This window comes from Bacillus sp. FSL K6-2861 (assembly GCF_038630725.1).
In the GTDB taxonomy this organism is placed as follows: domain Bacteria; phylum Bacillota; class Bacilli; order Bacillales; family Bacillaceae; genus Bacillus; species Bacillus velezensis.
Window position 1 is genome coordinate 1,875,636 of sequence record NZ_CP152037.1, and the last position, 17,392, is coordinate 1,893,027.

Annotated in this window: 20 protein-coding genes and 1 pseudogene; all 21 read right to left on the reverse strand. The window is 37.6% G+C overall.

Annotation, left to right across the window (positions count from 1 at the left end; genetic code table 11):
• Nucleotides 1-2: 2 nt before the first annotated feature.
• Nucleotides 3-1,334: a pyocin knob domain-containing protein gene (locus NYE62_RS09020; protein WP_342497393.1), complete on the reverse strand. Its 1,332-nt coding sequence runs from the start codon at nucleotides 1,332-1,334 to the stop codon at nucleotides 3-5.
• Nucleotides 1,334-1,690: a hypothetical protein gene (locus tag NYE62_RS09025; protein WP_095353070.1), complete on the reverse strand. Its 357-nt coding sequence runs from the start codon at nucleotides 1,688-1,690 to the stop codon at nucleotides 1,334-1,336. Before NYE62_RS09025 ends, NYE62_RS09020 begins: the two co-directional genes overlap by 1 nt.
• 71 nt (nucleotides 1,691-1,761) lie before the next feature.
• The gene (locus NYE62_RS09030; RefSeq protein ID WP_342497394.1) at nucleotides 1,762-2,226 is read right to left on the reverse strand and encodes a hypothetical protein; all 465 of its coding nucleotides are present in this window, start codon (nucleotides 2,224-2,226) and stop codon (nucleotides 1,762-1,764) included.
• Between the two features lie 18 nt (nucleotides 2,227-2,244).
• Nucleotides 2,245-3,048 carry a hypothetical protein gene (locus NYE62_RS09035; protein ID WP_328200128.1) on the reverse strand — a complete coding sequence of 268 codons (804 nt, stop codon included), beginning with the start codon at nucleotides 3,046-3,048 and terminating at the stop codon, nucleotides 2,245-2,247.
• Between the two features lie 40 nt (nucleotides 3,049-3,088).
• Entirely contained in the window at nucleotides 3,089-3,799 is a 711-nt protein-coding gene (locus NYE62_RS09040; protein WP_069007082.1) for a hypothetical protein, read from the reverse strand.
• Nucleotides 3,796-4,302: a hypothetical protein gene (locus tag NYE62_RS09045; RefSeq protein WP_342497395.1), complete on the reverse strand. Its 507-nt coding sequence runs from the start codon at nucleotides 4,300-4,302 to the stop codon at nucleotides 3,796-3,798. The genes NYE62_RS09040 and NYE62_RS09045 overlap by 4 nt, the downstream gene beginning before the upstream one ends.
• Nucleotides 4,299-4,964 carry a hypothetical protein gene (locus NYE62_RS09050; protein WP_253600115.1) on the reverse strand — a complete coding sequence of 222 codons (666 nt, stop codon included), beginning with the start codon at nucleotides 4,962-4,964 and terminating at the stop codon, nucleotides 4,299-4,301. Before NYE62_RS09050 ends, NYE62_RS09045 begins: the two co-directional genes overlap by 4 nt.
• 9 nt (nucleotides 4,965-4,973) lie before the next feature.
• Nucleotides 4,974-5,360, reverse strand: a complete 387-nt coding sequence (locus NYE62_RS09055) for a hypothetical protein (RefSeq protein ID WP_014470104.1) — start codon at nucleotides 5,358-5,360, stop codon at nucleotides 4,974-4,976.
• Nucleotides 5,361-5,372: 12 nt separating this feature from the next.
• A complete protein-coding gene (locus tag NYE62_RS09060; protein ID WP_342497396.1) occupies nucleotides 5,373-5,846 on the reverse strand; it encodes a hypothetical protein in 474 nt (157 codons plus the stop codon).
• Between the two features lie 54 nt (nucleotides 5,847-5,900).
• Complete coding sequence (locus NYE62_RS09065; RefSeq protein WP_225045994.1) at nucleotides 5,901-7,007, reverse strand: hypothetical protein; 1,107 nt, start codon at nucleotides 7,005-7,007, stop codon at nucleotides 5,901-5,903.
• A 24-nt stretch (nucleotides 7,008-7,031) separates the two neighbouring features.
• On the reverse strand, nucleotides 7,032-7,496 hold the full coding sequence (locus NYE62_RS09070; protein ID WP_225045995.1) for a hypothetical protein: 465 nt from the start codon (nucleotides 7,494-7,496) through the stop codon (nucleotides 7,032-7,034).
• A 40-nt stretch (nucleotides 7,497-7,536) separates the two neighbouring features.
• Entirely contained in the window at nucleotides 7,537-8,691 is a 1,155-nt protein-coding gene (locus tag NYE62_RS09075) for a hypothetical protein (protein WP_038458738.1), read from the reverse strand.
• Nucleotides 8,692-8,708: 17 nt separating this feature from the next.
• Nucleotides 8,709-10,250: a hypothetical protein gene (locus tag NYE62_RS09080; RefSeq protein WP_341123973.1), complete on the reverse strand. Its 1,542-nt coding sequence runs from the start codon at nucleotides 10,248-10,250 to the stop codon at nucleotides 8,709-8,711.
• Between the two features lie 18 nt (nucleotides 10,251-10,268).
• Entirely contained in the window at nucleotides 10,269-12,044 is a 1,776-nt protein-coding gene (locus tag NYE62_RS09085; protein ID WP_201741785.1) for a hypothetical protein, read from the reverse strand.
• Between the two features lie 2 nt (nucleotides 12,045-12,046).
• Nucleotides 12,047-12,976 (reverse strand): hypothetical protein, encoded by a 930-nt coding sequence (locus NYE62_RS09090; protein WP_201741784.1) that lies wholly within the window; start codon nucleotides 12,974-12,976, stop codon nucleotides 12,047-12,049.
• Between the two features lie 106 nt (nucleotides 12,977-13,082).
• Entirely contained in the window at nucleotides 13,083-13,583 is a 501-nt protein-coding gene (locus NYE62_RS09095; protein WP_053574381.1) for a hypothetical protein, read from the reverse strand.
• Between the two features lie 95 nt (nucleotides 13,584-13,678).
• Entirely contained in the window at nucleotides 13,679-14,890 is a 1,212-nt protein-coding gene (locus NYE62_RS09100) for a metallophosphoesterase family protein (RefSeq protein ID WP_342497397.1), read from the reverse strand.
• An 11-nt stretch (nucleotides 14,891-14,901) separates the two neighbouring features.
• On the reverse strand, nucleotides 14,902-15,087 hold the full coding sequence (locus NYE62_RS09105; protein ID WP_019712268.1) for a YonK family protein: 186 nt from the start codon (nucleotides 15,085-15,087) through the stop codon (nucleotides 14,902-14,904).
• Between the two features lie 262 nt (nucleotides 15,088-15,349).
• Nucleotides 15,350-15,580, reverse strand: a complete 231-nt coding sequence (locus tag NYE62_RS09110) for a hypothetical protein (protein ID WP_342497398.1) — start codon at nucleotides 15,578-15,580, stop codon at nucleotides 15,350-15,352.
• Nucleotides 15,581-16,337: 757 nt separating this feature from the next.
• Nucleotides 16,338-16,492 (reverse strand): annotated as a pseudogene (locus NYE62_RS09115) (hypothetical protein); the annotation flags it as partial.
• Between the two features lie 587 nt (nucleotides 16,493-17,079).
• Nucleotides 17,080-17,355, reverse strand: a complete 276-nt coding sequence (locus tag NYE62_RS09120; protein ID WP_327973096.1) for an HU family DNA-binding protein — start codon at nucleotides 17,353-17,355, stop codon at nucleotides 17,080-17,082.
• Between the last annotated feature and the right edge of the window lie 37 nt (nucleotides 17,356-17,392).

Sequence of the window (17,392 nt, forward strand, 5' to 3'; positions counted from 1 at the left end):
CCCTACACGGCTTTAAAACTAAAGCCTAAACTAATGTAATCGTTGGGTTTGGAGGTATTTGAGCTATTTTCTATAATAACTTTTCCGTCAGTGTCAATAAGCGCTCTGTGAGTTTGCGGTACACCTGACATTCCTGATTGAGAAGCCACACCGACCCACTGAAATGCTCTTCCAGGTCTGTAGCCTTCAGGTAAGGTGAATGCTGCCACTCCAAAACCAATCGTTCCTTTTGCTATAGCGCCCTCTACAAAAACAGTTCCTGTTGCATCCTTTGTGTATCGAGTTTTAAACACTGTTTGATCTGTAGAGTTAGCATCAGTGTAATTAACCCATCCGTTTTGTAAAGTAGGAGTGTACCATGTCGTAGAGGAAAGCTTGGTATCGGTATAGGTTTTAGCTGAGTTGAGTGCGGCAGTAGCTCTTGTTTGTGCTCCGTCGGTCGTTTCATGTGTTTGCCATGAAGTCCAAGTTGAATCACTCTTTCTAAATCGGAAATAACTATGAGTTCCGTAATATGCTTCTAAAGCAAATTGGGCTATTGTATCACCATAATTCATGACAACCAAATATACATTGGACAAGTTAGCAGGGGAGTGAAGCCCTTGGTTAGCGATTAAATAAAACCCGGAGGTAATTAAATCATTGTATTCCGTTTTTTCGGAACTGTCTTTGTAGATTATCTTTCCATCATCGGCAGTGAGCTTGAAAAGTTGAGCAGCGTTCCATTTATCCCGATCAGACTTACTGATATGAACATTGGTGTCATTCAGATGATCATCAAAATCATTTTTAGCGGCTTGTTTTACATTGTCTACATTCCCAAGCCCAACCTGTTCAGCAGTAACCTTGTGTGGGTTTGATTGATCGTTAGTATGGTCAGCTAAAAAAGACTTTGACCTTGCATCGGAACTGTTCCAATAACTGCGCTCATCCTTTGTGATATGTCGATCGAGGTCTGCATCGTGAGCGTCAAAATCAATTTTCGCTGCTTGCTGAATGTTATCAACCTTAGACAAACCAACTTGGCTTTTAGTAACTGAATGGGGATTTTTCTTATCGTCAAGATGGCTATCAAAATTCACTTTTGTAGCCTGCTCTTCATTGAGTACATTTGATAATCCAATTTGTTCTTTTGTAACTTGATGTGGATTCTCATTGTTTTGAATGTGCATTTTCAAATCGAAATTCTGCTTTTCCATGAACTCATCAACTTTGTCATTCAAGCGTTTTTCATGATCTGACATATGAGATTCAGTTCTGAAAAATTGATCTTTAAGATTATTAATTTGCTCATTGTTTTGTTTGAGCTGACCTACAAATTTACTGCTACTCATTAACTCACCGCAATTCCTTTAATCGTTATATCTCCATTTACGGAAACAACCTCAACCATGAATTTGAAAACCCCCGCAATATCGAAATCCCAGTTTTCATTTGTATTCAATGTCCCCGTACCTAATTGAAAATCAGTTTTGTTTGTTCCAGCAATTTCTGTCTTTTCACCATTTTCATCTACGGCAAAGAATTTTATTTCTCTTGAAGTTGAGGAACCAGAGATCTTAACAGTAATATCCCGATAATGTGATACTACAAATTCTTCACCTTCAGACGGGGCAGTTGTTGCTTCGTGGAATGTAAAGGTTGCTTTATCTGGAATGGTTTTTAAAATATTTTCATCGGTTTCTGTCAACAACTCCACCTCCTAAGTCTGTTTAAAAACTGACTTTTATTTAAAAAGGAGAGGGGATGTATCCCCTCAAATTATTTAGCTTCAAATACTCTTATGTCTCTGTCGGTGCCGTCATTGATCACATAGACATAAAGTGTTTTACCAGCGGCGACAGGAACTGAAAAAGGTTTGTCACCGGCTGTCAATGGGATACCTGTATCAGCAGTCACAGTTGAGTTTCCTATGTAAATTGTGCCTTCTGCAGGTGGGTAAATAGTAAGTGATGTTCTGTCAGTGATACCTGCGGTAACTTTTTGAGCTGTTGAAGTAACAGTGAATTTATCCGTCTTAAAAGAGGAGAAGCCTGGATCTCTTTCATTCAAGGTTACGGAAGGGGACTGTACTTGAATCCCTTTGATAGCATCCAAACCAGTTTGAGGGAAGTCAACTTGTAGAGGCTTTTCTTGTGATTTGAGATGAATGTCGGTGATCGGTTTACCAGTTCCATCGTCTCTGGCTGAAGTGTAAATGTCTCCGTCTTTGTTTAAAAGTGCCAAGATATCAAACTCCTAACGTTATTTTGTTTCTTGCGTTGTTCCAATGTCTACACTGCTATTCGATGTCGCATCTTCTTGTTCCGTTTTAATTCCTTTTGTTCCATCAGGGTTACGCTTAACACGTGCAAAAGTACCGATCTTGCCGTTGTCATCAGCTAATGCTCGGTATCCAATTTCAGGTGTATAGGCTTGTCCAGCTTCTAAAGACATGTCTGCTTCACCAGAGAAATTAACTTTAGGTAACTGGATATAGAGATCACTATAAATTTTTGATGTTTTTGGATCGTATTCAAGTGTGTGAATTTCGAAGTAATAGTTCTCAGAGAATTTTTCACCACTAATTTCAACTGTTTCTGCATCGACTTCAATTTGATAATGAGCTGTTACAGCGTTCCCTTTAGCAGCAAACGTTTCAGGAACAGTAATTGTTTTGTCTGAAACATCAAATTCTTGCTGGTCTCCGTCTTCATTTGTAAGTGAGACTTTTGATAAAGGTGTATACGCGATTTTGACTGTGCCAGAATCACTTACAGTAAGACTTTCATCTTCCCATACAGAAATCGTCTCGTTTTCAATTTTTACACCTTGCTGCATTGCCATAAAATCAAGATCAAAGAAAGCATTTTTTACATTACCTGAAACCTCTTTGCTTGAATTGATGACATAGAGGTCTCTATTTCCCCATCCACCTTTTAAAAAGTCTTGCTGGACTTGTTGGGCGAACTGAGTCATTTGTGTTACAGAAGATGCAACAACCTTATGGTCACTAAGTCTTTTGGTTAGCACCTTACCAACTTCATGGATAACTGTTTGTTTTGCCAAGTGTTTTCCTCCTAATATAAAATGAAAAAGAGACTGAAAATCAGTCTCCGAATAATTGCTCTAAATTTTTGGCATCTGCCGTACTAAGGTGGTGCTTTTCTTCTTTATACATGTCTACATGACTATTCCAGTCACCGATTTTCACATCAGTTGCTACAGTAGCGAATAACGCAGAAGTGTTATAATTCATTATTTCGCCCATTCTGTAATATGACAGGTACAATTGGTAAATTGTCATATCGGCTACCTCTTGATATGTATATCCATTAAAAGCAGTCACACAGCTGACGATGTCCTTTAAATCATTTTGAGAATTTTGGAGCTTTAATTGATTATTTAAATCATTAAACTCCTGCAATTCATCATTTTCAACAATTTTCTCTTCAGTCAAACAATGCATCTCTAATATCAATTTTCTAACATTATTAAATGCTTTCTGATCAATAAGCTTTAGTGACTCTTTGTCCACAAATACTTTGCTAAACACTTTAAAATAAGCTTGGTTAAATTCAGGTAAGTAATCATGAACAATTTTGAAGAGGCTGTTCTTCTTCAATTCGATAATTAAATCATTTAATGAACCGTCATTGTTGATTTTTAAAAAGTTCCTAATGATTTCCTTCTTGCTCATTTTCATCATATTTAGCTCACTTATGTACTCTGGGTAATCTCTTAAGCGAATAAAGCTGATAGCACCGACATCAGTGTTAATAGGCCTTCCTAAAAAGAAAAAATCCTTTAACACATTCATTTACTTGCTCCGAAAGTGAATATCAATTTGTATCCCAAATACCCTTCAGGTGCGTTCGATATGAGCAACCTTGTGTATCTAACACTTTTACCGATACCAGCAAAATTTTGATTGAAGAGCATCCCACAAATACGATCAGTAATTTTCAGATTCCTGAATTCAGTCTCTTCATAAGTGTTAATGTGTGTATAAACATCAATCATCAAATCTTGGTCTAGCAGCATTACACTTTGATCTGAGGATTTAGGGATTCCATTGCCAAGATAAACACAAAGTCTGCAAATTGGTTGGTCGGTTAAATCATCAGTTTTGGGAGCACGTTTAATTATGGAGCTTAATATCGATGGGGAATCATCAACTGGATCATAATAATTTTCCAACGTCTGAACGTCAGGGAGAGAAGAGGAGAGAGGGTCATCTTTATAATATAAAAGACGATTCAATTCTTTATCATTCATAATAGTTCTGAATACAGTTGTGATATGTTCGACCATCATACTCATTCGCTATCACCTCCAACTTTCTTTTTGGCTATAAGTCTAATTGTTCCAGTGTCTCCATAAACCTTGGAATAGTCTATATCATCAACACGGAATTCCTCGCCATAAAAAGAAAGAAAAAGACCCTTCTTTAATTTTTCATGTTTTAAAAAGGGGATGGTAACGTGTGCCTGTCCCTCAGGAATATTTATGGCCAATTCTGATCCAATTGTTGAGGTTGTTCGTTCTAAAACACACGGGATGTCAACCTTCTCACCAGGTACTTTAATCTTTATCGGTCTCCCTGTAACTTCATCAATCTTCCCAGAATCAATTAGTTCATCAGAAGATGTTAGACTAATTGATGAATTACAAAGCCGCATAGTAGCACTGTCATTCATTTTGTTATCGGTAGGACGTGAATTAACTAGCCAGTAACTACTGTCATACAAAATCAAGTCTCCACGATTCAATAAGCCTAAAACTGTAAGGACTTTTTTTGTTTCGCTGTCCTGAGTGGTTTGAATTATTACCTGTTCAGGTTTGCCATTCAATTCAATATCGTAAGTTTCAGGTGAATTTGCTAAGATTTCCTTGAAGATTTCATACTTGTTTGAATTAAACTCTTCGTTTTCCCAGCCACTCAAATAATTTGAAGAAGAGGTTAGATACCAATCTATAGACATCTAATCACCTCAATCAAAGTTATTCATTTTTAATTTGCTCAACTTTTTTTCGATATCATCGATTAGGTCTTCGTATGCCCTGTTAACTTGAGCTTTTGTATTTGCTAACCCCGTCAATTGAATATCTCGCCCCACAACGTTATTTAATTTTAGGGCTCTGTCCCGGTATCTTCCAAGATAACCTTTATACATGAGCATTCCTAAAATCTGAATTTGAGGAGATGTGAGGGGATCTTTAAATGTATTGGACTCTTCATCAAAGCCAAGTTCCGTTAGTTCAGTTTCATATTCACCCACGGCGTTAGTGAAAAATTGCTGCTCAAGTCCATCGGGGAGAACTTCATTTGATTGAAACATTGAGTGGAAAACGTTAATTACTTTCTCATAAGGAGTCAAGATTTAACCCCCTTATGATTGAGTATCAAATTTAAATCCAGTGTAGTCTTCAATGAACTTAATCTTGGTGTAATCATTAATCTTTTCTTTTTTAGCTACATCAAACAGTTGAGCTTTTTCAGACTCAAGTAAGATTTCCTTTTGAACGTTTTCTTCGAAGGCTTTTTGTGTTTTATACCCCAAGATTTGCTTAATCCGTTCTACAGTAACAACTTCTTGCTTGTCGTCTTTATCATCAGTCTCGAAACCTAAGTGTACCCGGGTTTCTTTGTCATCGATATAGATTTTGGCATGAGTACCTTGACCGTCAGTTCCAGTGAATAGTGAGGTATTGTCATAGACTTGGGATTGCACTTCCCCAGCTGTAATCTGTCTAATTCCATTGGCCGGTAATCTGAAGTCTCCGTGAGTATCAATTTTTCGGAAATATAAATCCCATGGGCATAAATTTTTAATTGTAATCTTTTTATCTAAATTAAAAGACATGTAATCCCTCCAAAAATAAAAGGAGGGACACAGCCCTCCTAGATTTTAAATTGTTTAAATTTGTGATAATTCATATCTTGTGTCTCTGATGAGACCAATTTGATGTTCTTGTCCTTTGGCTACACCAGCTCCAATTTCCATATCAAAACGAGTAATCTCAGTTCCAGTGATAATGTCGTTACCATTCATTGATGTGAGTCCGCCTTTTTGGAAAACTTGAAGAGGAGACTTTTTACCTTGAGGAATGAAGAAGAGAAGTCCTTCAGGAAGATATGTTTTGAAGTTGTCGCTGGCTTTATTTAATTCAGTAAGATTATAAGCGTTAGGTAATTCTACAACAGAAGAACCTTTATAAGTGTTAAGCAATCCAGTTCTTCTGATCTCATCCATCACAGATTGAGGGAGCTTAGTGCTTGAAGCATCTCCAGCTACAGCCTGGAATCCCGCAAAGTCATTTAACTGAGAAACAACAGAAAAATCACCAACAATGGAAGGTTGTCCAAATCGACGAATCTTTTTGATTATGTCGTCTACAGAAGATTTAGTAATATTTTCGGTTTCAGCAAAGTATTTAACGCCTGTTGCATTTTTAATTGCATTGAACATTTCGTTTACAACATAGTACATTGCTTTGTTCATCATATCTGTTTGAACTTGTTCCATGCCTTCAGCTACTTTATCAAGATTCCCACTTTGAATCTCACGATAGTTAACAGCATAACCAGAAGAAATGGTTTGTGTTCCAATTGGGTATTCGCTCCAAGTTGTAGTAGCGAACGGTACGTCACCACGAGAAGCTTGGAATTGGCTTCGGATAGATTCATGTGCGTATGTTGTCATCATTGGTTGCTCATCATAACCAATGGGTCTGAACGTACCCATAAAATCAAATAGTTTAATTGCTGAAATAAGTTTAGGCTCAATAGCATAACGCACAATTGTGTTGATCTCAGCTTTAGCTACAGGGTTGCCCATTAGAGCTTTGGAGGCTAGTTCCTTCACATGGGTCATAGCGGCATTGGCTTTTGCTCCAAATTTGGAAAGATCTTGACCCGTTGCAGCTGCAGAAAAGATTTCTACAATAGGGGACTTAGCATTCAATTTAGCATTTGCATAATGGTTTGAGTCTTTTTGAACATTGTTTAATTCAACTGTAAACATTAATAATTACCTCCAGAATATTAATTAAGCCTGTACTGTTAGGTACAAACCTTTTCCGCCAAATGTATTTTTCTCTAAGACTTTTAGAGATACTTTAAACTCTGCAACGTCATCTCCAGCTTTAACCCAATTACCTGTTTTGTCCGCAGCAGGAACCAATACGTCATCTTTAACAAGCGCGTCATAATCAACTACCACGTCTGAGCTGAGTTCAATGGGCAGTCCTTTTAAGTCTGCTAAATTAAAAGCAAGGACATATTCACCTTTTAAAACTTTGAAGTCGGCTTTATCACGGATTTCAGGTTTATCAATAATGTTTCCAACCACATACACATCACCTTTTGCAGTTGAAGATGCGCCTGGAGGGAATGCATTACCAGATGAATCGTTAGGAATTACGACTAGACCAGGGACTAAATCGACACTAGCCTTGCAACGTGGATTATTTCGTACTTGTTTGTAAGCACCAATTGTTCCGAATTTGAACATTGAGTATTCCTCCTAAATTTTATAAAAGTGTTATTTTATCTTAATAAAGATCATCAATTGTCACTGAACCTTGTTGCCCAGAATCACGAACGTCTGAATAAATATCGAAATTTTTGCTATTAGTCTCAGAGGCTTGTTTCTTTGAGCGTTCAGCGATGAAGGATCGAGCGATTGCTGAGTTGATTTCAGAAATAATTTCGTTTTTAAGCTCGATAGAAGGGGACTTAGAGAACATTTCAATTTTCTCTTTTGCGACATCCTTTTCTTCAGGAGAATATTCCTTTAAAGCTTGGTTAAGCTCTCCTTGCATCTTTTCGGCTACCGCCTTGTTTTTGAATTCCTTTAGGGAATTAAGCTCTTCATCTGCCTTGGCTTTTTCATCCTTGGCTTTTTGCGCTTCTTTTTCTTTTGCTTCAGCCTTAGCTTTTTCATCCTTTGCAGCTTTAACAGCAGCATTCAGTTCTTCGGTTTTTTGCTTTAAGTCCTCAGTAAGTTTCTCAACTTTTTGATTTAACTCTCCAATTTCTTTATTCTTATTATCAAGTTTGTTGTTTAACTCAAGGACTACTTCTTCTTGAGATTTTGACATTAAATTATCCTCCTTTTTGTTACTGTTTAATTCAAGTAAAATGGCAGCGTCATCTGCAGGGTCAATACCTAAAATTGCATCACCTGTAAAGTCAAATTTCATAGGTATACGTCCTTGTTCTTTCCAGCCACCTTCATATTCAATTGCATCTGAACCTTCCACAGCTGCTATCTCAACCGAGGTTTCAGGGAAATCACCATCAAACATTTTTGATTTTAACCATTGAACAAATTTAGGGTAGCGCTGGTTGTATAGGAAGCCTTCAGCTATTAACACTCTTTTTGGCTCACCATTAACATCTATAGTATCAATGTAAGCATTGGTGGTCGTACCAACCACAGCGCTGTTTTCAAAGAGCGGGGTACCGTCCTTGACTTCTGTTAACCCGTGTCCGAATGGCTCACTGTTTTCATCATCCAAGAACTCTGCGCAAATTGGCATTAACTTGATTGATTCAAGGTTAGCGTTTATGTATTTCTCCAGCCAGGTAATGCCATTCTTGTTAAATTGAGTATTGTTTTCATGAATTTCAAGAACGACCCACTTGATGTATGTCTGACCACTGGTTTTTTTCTGATTGTTAATTTCTAAAATCGTGCTTTTCAAATACTAATCACCTCCTCTCAAGAGCCAGAAGGCGTTCCGTTACTGTTATTTGTCTTCGATTTAATCGTGTTTTCATTTTTCGGAGTATCGATCTCAGGTGCGCCGGCTGACTTATCACTATCCTTGCTCATTGTGAAAGAGGTTGCATGAACAGGGAACTTTTCATCAAAACCTTCGTCTTTTTCATATTCCATTAGGGATAAGTAAGCATCAGGATTCCATCCAGTAGCGGCTATCCAAGCAATAAGGCTGCCTCGACCACTTGTATAAAGGTCTTTCATGTTTTGGACTTTTTCTTTCCTGTTAACGTGGGTAAGAGGGAGGTAGTAAACCTCAATATAAGAGCGAGGATCTTTGATGATGTTGGCGTTTATCACCTTGTTAAATTCACTTTGGATTTGTTCTAACCAGGAGAATATTTGGGAAGAAACCATCTCAATATTGGTTTGTTGAGAAGAGTAGTTACCGTCTTGACCATTGAGAGCAGATCCTGCAAATCCTAAATTTGTAGTGATTCGTTTAATGAGCTCGTCTTCACCTTTTACCTTCAAGAAATCCACATTAGTTTCTAACTTGTCTAATTTTGTTCCCGAAGCCAAAGAGAAGAACTTAACCCCTTTAACACTGCCTTTGGCAACTAACGCTTTTTTTATATTCTCGTGCTGCTGTTCCTGTTGCTTTTGAGATAAAGCTGATTTACCTTTTTGATCGCCTTCAGGGAAGGTCTGGTAGATTAAAGTACTGTTAAGCTCATCTAAAATGTTCCGTTTAGTGTCAACAAAGTATTCATCATAAACCATATCAATAAATGCAGATAAACCGATTGGGCGTCCCCATTGATCTTCAATGTCGCTACTTCCTTTAACAGCAATGGTCTTATTGTTATCAAGAACTAGCCATTTTCGATTTTGATCTTTTTTATAAGCTCTATAACCTTGTCTGATTTCTTCTGGCCATCGTTTAAGCTTGAGCGACCTTCCGTTACTTGTGAACTTGTCAAAATAGGAGACATCAAAAGCTAACTGATAAGAGGAATTTTTCCTGCCGATAATTTTGCAATAATCGAGAGGAAGGGGGAGGACTGAACAATTAAAGTCGTCAATGGTATTTGATTCAGTTATTGATCCGATCTCATTGTCACTTAGAGTAGTGGTGAATGATTCCTTCCCCACAGAATCAAAATAATAAAAACCAGTACCATATTTGCTGAGCTTTCCTAATGAATCCCTGACAACACTTTTGTCACTGATTTTCCCTAAAGCCAGGTTGAACTTTTGTTTGTTCGATTTAAAATTAGTTGCTTTACTTGACCCCAATATAACTCTGTCTAAAGTAGGGAGGGCTACCATGTAGTCAATAACGTTTCTATACACACCATTTGCGTTATAAAGCAATTTAGAGGCATCTCTAATCTGTTTATTGTAGGCGTTGTGGTCTTTCAGCCATGATTTAACTTTGTCGTAAGAAATGCCGTTAAATAAATCATTAAAGAACAATGAATCAAGCGGTGTTAAATTTGTATTAAACTCATATGATGGCTGTGGTTCAGGTGTAGTCATTATTCACCTCCTCAATTTCTAATTAAAAAAGAATCCAAATGAATACTCATCATCGGATTCTTCCTTTTCTAAAAATAAAGCTATGTAGTAAAGAGCGTAACTCAATGCACTGTACCTATCTTTATCAATACGTTTAACTACTTGTTCAACGCTAATTGAGTTCTGTGTTTTCTTTAGCCTTAAGTTGGCTACTTCATCAATTAATAGTTGTGTTTGAATACATGTGGCCTCAACCATTATATCGTCGCTGATGACTTTTTTGCTTTTTATTTCTTCATATGGTCTCAATAATTTCAACTTTCCAGATTCAACATAATCTAAGAAAGTGGTAATAATCTTGTCATTAATCCCTTGAGATTTGAGGTTGTAAACAATAGCAGGGGAGTTTGGAACATCTGGCTTCTGATCAGTATTGATTGTTGCCCAGCATCCTAATTCTTCATTCGTTTCTGGATCTGTAACATCTTCTAGAAGTCTATCCACTAGTCCACTTCCGACTCCGTTTCCATCCACAATCACAGCTCTAACTCTTGATATAGATAGATCTTCATTACCTCCATAGTTTTTGAAAACCCTTTTAACCATGATCGATTGCTCTTTAAAATTCAATCCATTTGGTGGCTCGATTATATTTACAACCTGGACTTGTCTAATTGCATTATTGGAGTTGCGAATAATCTTCAGAACAATGATGGCTGTTTTGTTGTTTGACTTTTCACTTGAGCGGGCAACATCGACCCCAATCACATATTCATTTAATAAGAAATTCTTATTCTTATCTCTAGGGCAGGTCAGTTCTGGGTTTGTAATTGTCCTTGCTTTGATCAATTTGCTAATGTTGATAAGTGCTCCATCACTCGCACCAACCCATTTAGACTCATAGTTCATTGCAAAAGCAGTTGATGAGGTTGTAGGATCGTTTTTCTTTGCAAGTATTTGAGTCCGTGTTTCACCTCTGCCAAAGTGACAAGGTAACTCCCAGCTTGCTCCTAGAACAATTTTCCCTTTTAAATCAGCCATTTCATCAAGCATGTTTAAAATCCTGTTGAATTCATCCGATCCTCGATAGCCTGACGTTGTTAGGTAATTAATCATTCCGTTCAATTCAAAAGGGTTTACTGTAGCAAGCTTACCAATTGTTCTTCTGGGTACGTTTACTACTGGTTCAAGCACATCTTTAAATAGCTCGTTATTTAAAAGAGCTGATTCTTCAACATTTAGCCTTCTTCTACGCTGGCCTTTTGTAGACTGTGCATTTGCCAGTACAGAATAAACTCCTCCTGAAGAAAACTTAACCTCAACAGAGTCTTTAGTAAAAGAAGGTCTCCCAGCTAATTCATTTTTCATTAAAGGAAACCACTTCATAATTTCATTGTGTTTCTCTTCACTAATTGAAGCAGCGTTTTCTCTGGTTTGTGCTGACATGGCTATTGTGATATCAGGAAACCAAATAGCAGTATGGTAAATTGACATTAACTCAAGCATCGTTTTACCAAACCCACGAGGGAAAACTCCATACGTACTTACAAAACGACTCATACATCTTAGGAAAACCCTTTGATCTAAGTCTAGCCTCATGCCGCCTTTTTCTGGCTTAATTAAGTCGTACCATAAATCAGGAAACCACCTTGCCCATTGAACAAATTCAATCCATTTGTCTAAATTTCGCTCAAAAGTATCAACCTTATTTTGATTTGCTTGAACAGGGGAGTTGAATTCAGGGTCGCTGTCTAATCTTGAACTTTGTTTGGTGTATTTAAAATTATCTCTTTGAAAGTTCTTTCTCGAAGCCATATTTATAACTCCCTCATGGAAGGATCATTATCTAATTCTTGTTTCTCATAATCAGCTCTCCGTTCTTCATAAAAGTTGTAGATATCTTTATAATCAGCCGCAGGAAGACCTTTTAAGTCCCGAACATAATTCAAATAACACCATAGAACAACATCTGGTTTATCTTTTGGTTGAGAAACAAACTTCGGTAAGATAGGGATAATGTCAACTTTCTCTTCAACCATTCTGGCCAATTGACCAAATCCATCTAGACCTTGCGATAAATCAGCTTTACTCATTTGAGAAGGTTTTAATTTACCTGCTTCAGCTGTATCTTTTGCCATTGCAGCCCAGTCTTTAGCCTGTTTGAAATCTCCTTTTGCTTTTGCAAGTGTCTCGTATACTTTATTTACACAGTATTCTCGCAAGCACTCTTCATGCATTGTGGTAAGTAACTGAAAAGAGGGTTTGAGTTGAAGGAATTTCTTTTCGAAAAGGAGATAGTCGTCATCGGGGTAACCATATCCGTAATTTTCTTTAAGTTTCTCTAGATAATCTGAATCAATATTTTGCGTGGTTTGTTTCTCTTCTTCATTTGTTGTAACGTTTTTAATTTCTTCTTTTACAAATATACTGTCTTTCCAACCAGTCCCGTTAAATTGCTTTAATGAATTAGCCATAGTCATATAAGCGCTAAATGTATCAGTTTTTCTCTTTTCAGCTTGATCCCAATACAACGGATCAAATTTAACATCAATCTGTTGTAAGACTGTATATATTGATTCAATATTGTTATAATCAATGTTTTTCTTCAAGCAAGTCTTGCAAATAGGGACTTTTCCTGTCTTCTCATACAGGCTACTTCGTGAATTATAGAACCCCGACTCTTTGTCCTTTTCTTTTTGACAAGCAGCACAAATCAATTTTTCCTTTTCTTTGGCTTTTCTTGGCATTGGTTCACCTCCGTATTATTGTTCAAAAACACGTTTTATAAAACGCCCAGCAATAGAGAGGGGACAAGACTTCCTCAATCATCACTAGGCGTTCTAAAAAAGTATTTTATTTATAAGTTAAGGTACCATTTTTGGACAAAACAACCTTGGTTCCTTTTAATATATCAGCAAGAGCATCAAGCAAACCTTTTCCAATACCGTTTGCATCAATTATTAATTTACTCGGTCGTTTGTCTATAATCATGGCTTTTATTTGACTAGCCTGATGTTTAAACGTTCCATGCTCCACTTTCTTAGAGATGTCCTCAATACGGGAATTATTTAAATCAATAATTAAAAAGGTTGTTTCTTCTCTTCCAGGATTAATTACAGCAATTCTTTCAGGATTATGGCCCGCACTCAATGTGTAACTCGTTCCGTTTAAGGGTTTAGTAGAGAATTTGACGTCTTGGTTCAATTGTTCACTTTTAGTGGCTTTCTCAAATCCCAGGCTTTTATGCAAACTTGCTAGGGCGTCTTTTAATTCCCTGTTACACAGATAACCACTATCATTAATTTCTTTTAGTAGCTTTACATATTCCCAAAGAACTTTAGTTTCTTCTTTCAATCATCCTCATCTCTATAAAATTAAAGTTTTAACAAAATAAGAGGAGCCTGCATCGAGACTCCATTAGTTGAAAAAATAATGTCCTAATACTTCGATTAGGCTCTGTTGTGTGTATCATTCTTAAAGCGAATTATGTATGTAGCCTCAATACCTGCATCATCAAAAACCATAAATTTTTGAGAAGGTTTTGTGCCAAACCGACCTTGCATAGCATAATCATCCGCACCGACAAGCGCTCCATTTACTACAACTGTTGTGCTGCCATACTCTTTTTCATAATTGTGATGAATATGACCGCCGAATATGTAAGAAGGGATGTAACCAAGTAATTGGGGCAATCGTGTTACACACTGATCAACACGATCGTAGTGGCCGTGCACAAACACGACTTCCTGATTGTTGATTTTAGCGGGGATGAATCCGTCTTGCTCAGGTTCAATTGAGATGTTCTTTATATTCTTCAATCTGGCTTCAAGATACCAATTAATGAGGTATTCAAAGTTTTCTTTGATCCCCACATCATTCTTAGAAGGGGAGAGGCGACCGTGATTGCCTGCAACGTTATAGAACTTAACCTCTTGAAACTCACTAGCCAACATAGCTAACACCTCAGCAAGCGTTTCAGATACATATTTAATTTGTTCTACAGCATCTTCATTGGCCTGAACTCTTGTAGACACATGAATTAGGCCTCCGATTAAATCACCGAGATTTGCTACATGAAGTGTGGAAATGTGATTCTGCTTACCATACTCAATCACTTTGTTGGTGAGATGTTCTACACGCTCATTAAAGATTTCTTTATTGAATTTATTAATGCGGTTGTCAATTTCCATTCCGAAGTGCCAATCACTGAATAGAGCAAGTCCATGTTTTTCAGTAATAGCAGGTGATGGGAAGGTGAAGCGAAGGGGTCTTTTTGACTCTAGAGATGCAATAGCTTGAACAACATCATCTTTAATTTTTTCAAATCGTGCTTGATTGGCAATGAACTTGCGGTATTCTCTTTTTTGATCTCGTGCTTTGATTGTTTGTTTTTCGGTTTCAATGCGAATTTCTTCATGTTTTTGTTGAACTTCTTTGTTCATATTCTTTGAGATGAAGTAATCGTGCCAGCGTTCAAATTGTTTAAAGTCTTTACGCCATTTGCTTTCATCATAGTTGGTTCCTTGATCCTTATTTAAAAGGGATGCAATTGTTTTTGTGTCAATGTGATAAGTGTCTTTGTTTTTGAAAAGTCTAATATGATAATCAGTAAATGATTCGTCTTTTTCACGATGCAAAACAGGATCTAAAATAGCTGTCATTCAGTCACCACCTACTCATTGATTTGTGGAAGTTCGTCTTCTTCGGTAATAGAAATTTTCACTTTCCGACCATCAAATGATTTTAAGATTGAATTTAGATCATAACGCTCGATGTCTGTTTTTGTTTCTTCTTCAATAATTCCATCAATGTAAGTATAGTTACCTTTTAAATTTACTGTATGAACTTTCTTAGCCAAATTTAATTCCTCCAATATGTGTTTTATTTACGTACAATAAGCTCCTTCGGAAGCCCGATGATCCGAAGCATCGGTAACGACCGAAAAGGGGATATAAAGGAGATGAAAAGATAAGTCGGATAGGCGTTGGGGAAACGCCCGAAGGAGTTTATTGATAACTTGCGTACCGGAAGGCTCGTAAGCACATTCCGGCTGATCGGTAAAGTAAAACGCAAGCACAAAAAGACCTCGCAGTAGAGTGCGGGAGCTCGTTCTGATTGCGTTATTTGAGGTCTACTAATTTAAATCCAGGTTCCAGCACGAGCTTACCGTAAGCGTTAAGTGACCCGACAAATACTTCGCGACCTTTCCGATCCTTCCCAAAGTATTCTTCTACGTCTTCATCGAGAACTGCATCGATAATATCTCCGGCATATGTTTCGTTAATAATGTCGCCCCACTTACTATATACTGTGTCATCATACATAACTTCAACGCGAATGTTTGTGCCCATCTTTTCGTCCTCCCTTGAGAATTACACGAATTAGCGTTCTTACATATTATTCATTTACTCACGTAGGTACGCAAAATCTACAGGGAATACGCTGATTACGGGTTCAGCGATTGAAACCTTTGTAGTCGACAAACTATAAGTAAGCCGAAAATAACAAAAGACGTCATAACGACGTCTTCAGGAACTCCTTGTACACCATGGTACATGAGCATAAAAACCGGATTGTCCTTCTACACCTGGCAGATGAGCTAATTCATTTATAGGCTGCGAATGAAGGAAATCAATCCTGTGTTATTGCCAACTACTCAATCATAAAATGGGTTAAGTAGTCGCCGAACAACCTCTGAATTCGCAGTGAAACACTTGATTAGTAGCTGGCTTTGGAAGGAATCCCAAAGCTGGACGTATCGAGGTGTCTTTTGTGTCTCCCACGCGGGATTAAACGGCTACTCTCGTTTAATGAATTCAAAAACAAATTACGAGAAGGAAAGACCCTAATAAGCCTTCTCAATGGCATTTTTAATGCTCTTGTCAGGTTACACGCCTTATTGAGAAACAAAGCGTCCCAAACGCTCGCCGTTTATTTTGCACAGTTTTCTCTGACCCGTGTAAGGAGGTATGTGCATGGGAAAGGTAAGGCTCCATTCAGAACATTGAAGGAGATAAAGTGAAATAAAGTGAACGTGTTGCTAAGTGAAATTGAAAAGGCAAGACCGAAAATAATCCTTTCCTGCAAAATGGGAGCGATGATCAAGCGCCCAAAAACCATTTCACTTATTTTACGAGTATAGAAGACTCGCTAACCGGAAAAGTTTTGATTACCGCATAATAAGCATCAAAGCTTACAAGGGCATTATTTAAAGGGAAGGGAGACGCGTCTGCCTTACCTAAGTGTAAGCCGAAGCTATACACCGCAATTAATTTTCAGGCTACATGTCACCCATAATAAGACTGTGATGGGATTCACCCTACATAAACAGCATTTTTCAGCTTGTGTAGCAAAGGTCTTACCGACATGTTTAGCCTGATAATAGCCATTTACCTGTCTCTTTAAGATAAAGACATCCGAGTTAACCTCGAACCCTCATAAATGACCATTATCCGACTAACCACAATGACCAGTTGTAGTTGTAAAGTCGAATTTAATGATTTTGTTCGTATGAAAGTGAGAATAAACATGTTTAGAAAAGGCTTCATCCACGATGGGGCAATACCCCGCTAATATCCACTTATCCGAAACCCTGGCATTCCAAGTCCTCAAACAAATGAATATTAGCGGAGAACTGATATCCCACATATCAGTAAACAGCTTATTATTGACGACACCCCAATGCCATCAATAAAAGAACTCTAATTAATTAAACTGGAGATGAACACATGCGAAAAGAGGGGAGGGCGACAATTTCCTCCATAACATCTAACTCTGCCACTTTTAGGAGCATAAGCTCTATGTGACAAAGCGTGCAGGAAGCCTTTCCTGTCGTCCTCATTAATTTTTATTAAGCTTTCACTGCGTCTTTTAGAGCTTTAGCAGCCTTGAAGGCAGGTGACTTTGTAGCCGGAATATCAATTTCCTCACCCGATTGTGGATTTCTCCCTTTGCGAGCTGCGCGTTCACGAACTTCAAATGTTCCCACTCCAGGAATCTTGATTGATTCACCTTTTGTTAGTGTTTCAACGACCACATTAAATACTGCTTCTACTTTAGGTGTTGCTTCTTTCTTAGAAACTCCTAATTTTTCTGCAACTGCTCCTACAAATTCAGTTTTGTTCATGTTTTAATTCCTCCTAGTGATTTTGTTTATTTTTGTG